Source organism: Dysgonomonas sp. Shenzhen-Wh21, from assembly GCF_043392705.1.
GTDB lineage: Bacteria > Bacteroidota > Bacteroidia > Bacteroidales > Dysgonomonadaceae > Dysgonomonas.
The window spans coordinates 1-4331 of the sequence record NZ_JAIXHZ010000194.1 but is presented as its reverse complement, the minus strand read 5'-3'; the positions used below and the strand labels follow the sequence as shown (position 1 = coordinate 4331).

2 protein-coding genes and 1 pseudogene are annotated in these 4331 nt (G+C 34.4%); 1 reads left to right on the top strand and 2 read right to left on the bottom strand.

The genetic code is table 11. From position 1 onward, the window contains the following. Window positions 1–35: 35 nt before the first annotated feature. Together LDB17_RS13580 and LDB17_RS13575 are read right to left on the bottom strand one after the other, a co-directional pair. Window positions 36–716 (bottom strand): hypothetical protein, encoded by a 681-nt coding sequence (locus tag LDB17_RS13580; protein WP_393925083.1) that lies wholly within the window; start codon window positions 714–716, stop codon window positions 36–38. A gap of 52 nt (window positions 717–768) precedes the next feature. Then, a complete protein-coding gene (locus LDB17_RS13575) occupies window positions 769–3735 on the bottom strand; it encodes a carboxypeptidase-like regulatory domain-containing protein (RefSeq protein WP_393925082.1) in 2967 nt (988 codons plus the stop codon). 260 nt (window positions 3736–3995) lie between these two features. Here LDB17_RS13575 and LDB17_RS13570 point away from each other — a divergent pair. Next, a pseudogene (locus LDB17_RS13570) lies at window positions 3996–4331 on the top strand (hypothetical protein); the annotation flags it as partial.

Here is a 4331-nt window from a genome sequence, read left to right as displayed (position 1 = left end):
ACTCAAGTATTGATTTGAGCTTAGAAAATACAGCGTTAGGTACAACTATACCTTACAATTTTACATCTGCTAATAAATACTATTCGAACGGAAAGCTTTCGTACGAGGCAGAAGGATTGGTTCCGGCATGAGCAGCTATCTGGTATTTTAAGAATCCGGTAAAAATAGCATCCGGTAAGCAAATTGTAAGGTATAGTTGTACCTAACGCTGTATTTTCTAAGCTCAAATCAATACTTGAGTTATTATACAAAACAACGTATGCATCATTCTGAAATTTTCCCGATCCATCATTCTTTTGACATCCTCCAACATATAATTCTTTGATAACTATTTGTCCTGTCTTGGATGCATTCAATTTTAATTCAACCGGGGTGGTATTAACCCAATTATTTCCAATCGTAAGATTCGATTGACCATTCAAAACATAAGAGCTTCCACCAACGGCCCTATTATCAGTCGCTGTTACCTGATAGATACCTGTAGAGACTTTAAAAGATGCCTCCCCCGAAGCGTTTGTTGTTGCCGTATATGCTGCTTTCGTAGTTGTATTAACGAGTGTAACAATAACATTTTCAGATGAAGTGTAATCATCTGGATAAACTAGTTTAACAGCCACATCATAAGTTTGATATTTATCATTATCATCAGTGTCATTGCAAGAAGTTCCTATTGTAAGAACTGCTATTAGTAAGAAAAATAATTTTTGTAAATTCATAAGTTACTTTTTATATGTTTATATTTATTTTACATCTTTCTCAACCATCTTTTTACAATTTGATACGAAGAGTTAGTCCGTAATAAAATTCAGGTAAATAACCAGAGCCGAATAAAGAATATTCACTGTTATTTTGTTTATTCTTAACCTTTGCAACATTATTAAAAAAGTTATTTGCCAGAAATGATATTGAAACATGATCACCCAACTCTTTTGTCACATTCAGATTCGCCGAAAAATATGCGGATATATCTGTAGGTTTGAAATAGTAATTAACATTTGATCGAACCACCATTCTTGCCAGCTCGTTGAATAAAGCGGAATCATTATCTTTGGCCCATAAGAACTTTTCTTTAAATGGAATTTTTGTATTCATATCATCCAAGCTCACATAATATAAAGGATAAAGAGCAACGAAATAGTCTCCTTTATAGATATTTGTCTCTGAATTTGAAGGGATGTAATCACTCCTATTATCTATTACAAAACCTCGTGAGCCTGTAGATGATTCGCTCAATTTTTGCTTATAATCATACAAACAACTTTCTAATCGAAGAGATACTATGAGGCGTATTGCTGGTATATGAGTACTTATCGAAAGATTATTTGTTATTTTTTTAGAGAGGCTGCCATTAGCAACATCATCCGTACCTTCATATAGACCGATATATTTATAAGGATTTCCATCAGCCATATTTTGAGAAAGGCTAGGCGAATATGCTATCAACTTTGTTTTTAGCCCCTTATAATAGTTGTAAGATCCATCTACTTGGAATGAAGTATGAATAGAGGGGATTTTGCCGAAATTAATTACCCATTCCAGCCCTCTTTTCGAAAAATCAGATTCATTGTAATAATAACTATTGGTCTTAAATGTATTCCTTTCTTTATAAGCTAACTGTTGGCTAGGCAAATTTCCTGTCAAATCTGAAACGGTAACTATTCCGGTAGTCTTATCTATTTGGTATGAACGATTAGCTTCAGGAATTAAATTATTCTCAAGTGCTGTCTGATCTGTAAATTTATAAGAATACGGAGTGTATAGGGTAGCATCAGCATAGGGGGCTATTGTCTTACTGTTATAGGCTAGTAACGAAATATCTACTTGTCCAATACGAGTATTTAATGCTAATTCTATTAAACGGCTTCTTTGCCATTTAAGATTCGGATTGTAAATAGTTGTACTGGGCATCGTATTGTATGCGTAATACGTTGTGTTTTGTGCCGTTGTACCTGGTGTAAAAACCAATCTATCCTGATAGGTAGGAGTTGGATTCAATATATATGAAGAAGGAAGCTTTACAGCATCTCCAAATCCTGCACGTAAACTCATTAAAGAAAGAGTGTTTTTGGGACGATTCCAGAATATATATTTTGCACTAACCCGAGGTGACAAACTATTAATTGTTCCGTACTCAGATTTACTTATATATGTTAAATCACTTCGCAGACCAACTGATGTCTTTAATGAAGTTTCCCTAGGTAAGACAAAAGTTACTTCATTTTCGGCAAAAAGAGCCAGATTATTTACTGCAGACTGATCGCTATATTTATATTCTCTCCATGTAGGAGCATAGCGCATATCGGTATAATATATTCCCTTGCCTAGATTTGTAGTCCGATTAAAATCTGATCCTAGCATAAAGCGATTAGTTACATCTCCGAATTTTCGTATCCAATTAGCTTTCATCTTTGTTGTAAATAAAAGAGGTTTACTATCTTCTCTTCTTGTTGTATACCAATATCCTCCGGGGATCAGTATAATCTCAGCATTCGGGTTGATGTCATACAAAGAACCGATAAAATAACCAGATTCTGATGTATGAATAGCAGCTGTTGAAGTATTACTGTCCTTGTTTTCTTTCTTCTCACTTTGTAGATCCGAATAATTAAGAGTTCCCGAAAATTCTAATTTAGTAATCCACGGTTTGTTAAGCAGCCAATCTAGCTTCATGTTCAACCGAAGTGCATTATCCCTTTCTTTTGTATAAGTATCTACAAAAGCATCCGGATCTCCTTTCGAATTATAGCCTCCAACATTCCCTGTCAAACCTAAAGAAAAATTCAAAGGATTATTCCGATACGGATTAAATGCCTTGGAATAAATCAGAGATAGATTATTTCTTACATAAGTTGTATAAGGAGAAGCTATATCGGAGTTGGATTTTGTATGCTCAAAACTCGTATTAAGTATCCCCCACTTCTTCCCTAAAAGGAAGCCTTTATCGAAAGCGATAGATTTTGTATTCGGCTTGGTACTTAGTTCTATATTTAATGGCGATTTGCCTTTCTTCGAATTTATACGTATCATCCCATTGGATAAGTCTCCATGCTCGACAGAAGGAACTCCGGTTATAACCTCTACAGACTCAATATTATTTGAAGCTATATTGCGGGTATCAGCCCCCTCTACTTCTTTTATAAATTGACTATTGTTGGATATTCGTACGCCATCGACTTCGACTACTGTTCCAAAAGAAGATAAGCCTAGTTCACTCCCTCCGTTAGAGCGAAGATTAAAGCGGTCGGCACCTGCACGACTAATAGCTAAATTTATTTTTTTACTGGTTTGGCCTCCGGGTAAAAGAGCTGCTATTTCAGTGATATTCAACACTTGTATCTGATCTAATGCTGCACGTTCGATAGTATAGGCTGTTGTAAGATCTTCCACTTTCTTCTCTGCAGTAACAACTATCTCATTCAATAGTAAGTTATCCTCTGCCAAATAAAAAAGCAGATCGTTTTTATTCTTATCTACTTGTATTTTGAATGCTTTTTTCTCATATCCCAAGATAGAAATATTCAGCTCAAAAAATCCCGCCGGAATATTTTTAATAGTGAATTTCCCTTCAATGTCGGAAATAACAGCTAAGCCAAGATCTGAGATAGAGATTGTAGCATACTCTATGGGCGTCTGATGTTTCTTGTCTAAGAGTTTTCCCGATATCGTGTATAACTGGCAATATGCAGATTCAATAGTGCATATAAATAAAAAGTAGAGCAATAAACTCTTTTTCATTAATTTTATAAAATGTTAGAGATACAAATGTAGTTGTTCAACAAAAAGCCTTCAATCGCATATTCTTGGTATTTTGATTCCTATAAATACCATATAGTAGGTATCTCCACTCCGTTTTTATAAAATAGTAATTAATATTACCTAATTTGTTTCTTGTAGGATAAAATCAAGATCGAGGAAAATCATTCCTATATGTTGTAACAACATGGAGTAAATCATTATCTTTGTTGATAAATGAACCAAAATTATAGATAATCATTATGAGTTCAAACCAAGATAATGCATCCCGATGGCTGAGTAAAAAAATAACTGAAGCCAAAGGTCTATATATTATAGCGGCTGTATTTACTATTTTAAGTGCGGTATCTTTTATCGCTTTTTGCTGGTATTTATCACAATTTGCAACCTCATGGCTTGATCGGGGATTACTTCAGCCACATCCTCTCCTATCTGCATTAGTGTTTCTTACGGCTAGATATATCTTTGCTCATTTTGCTTCGATATTCAATTATAAAGCGGGAAATACGATTGTATCCAAAGTCAAAAAAAACCTTTATCCAATATTATTAAACAACAATAAATTAGACTCTGTAGCA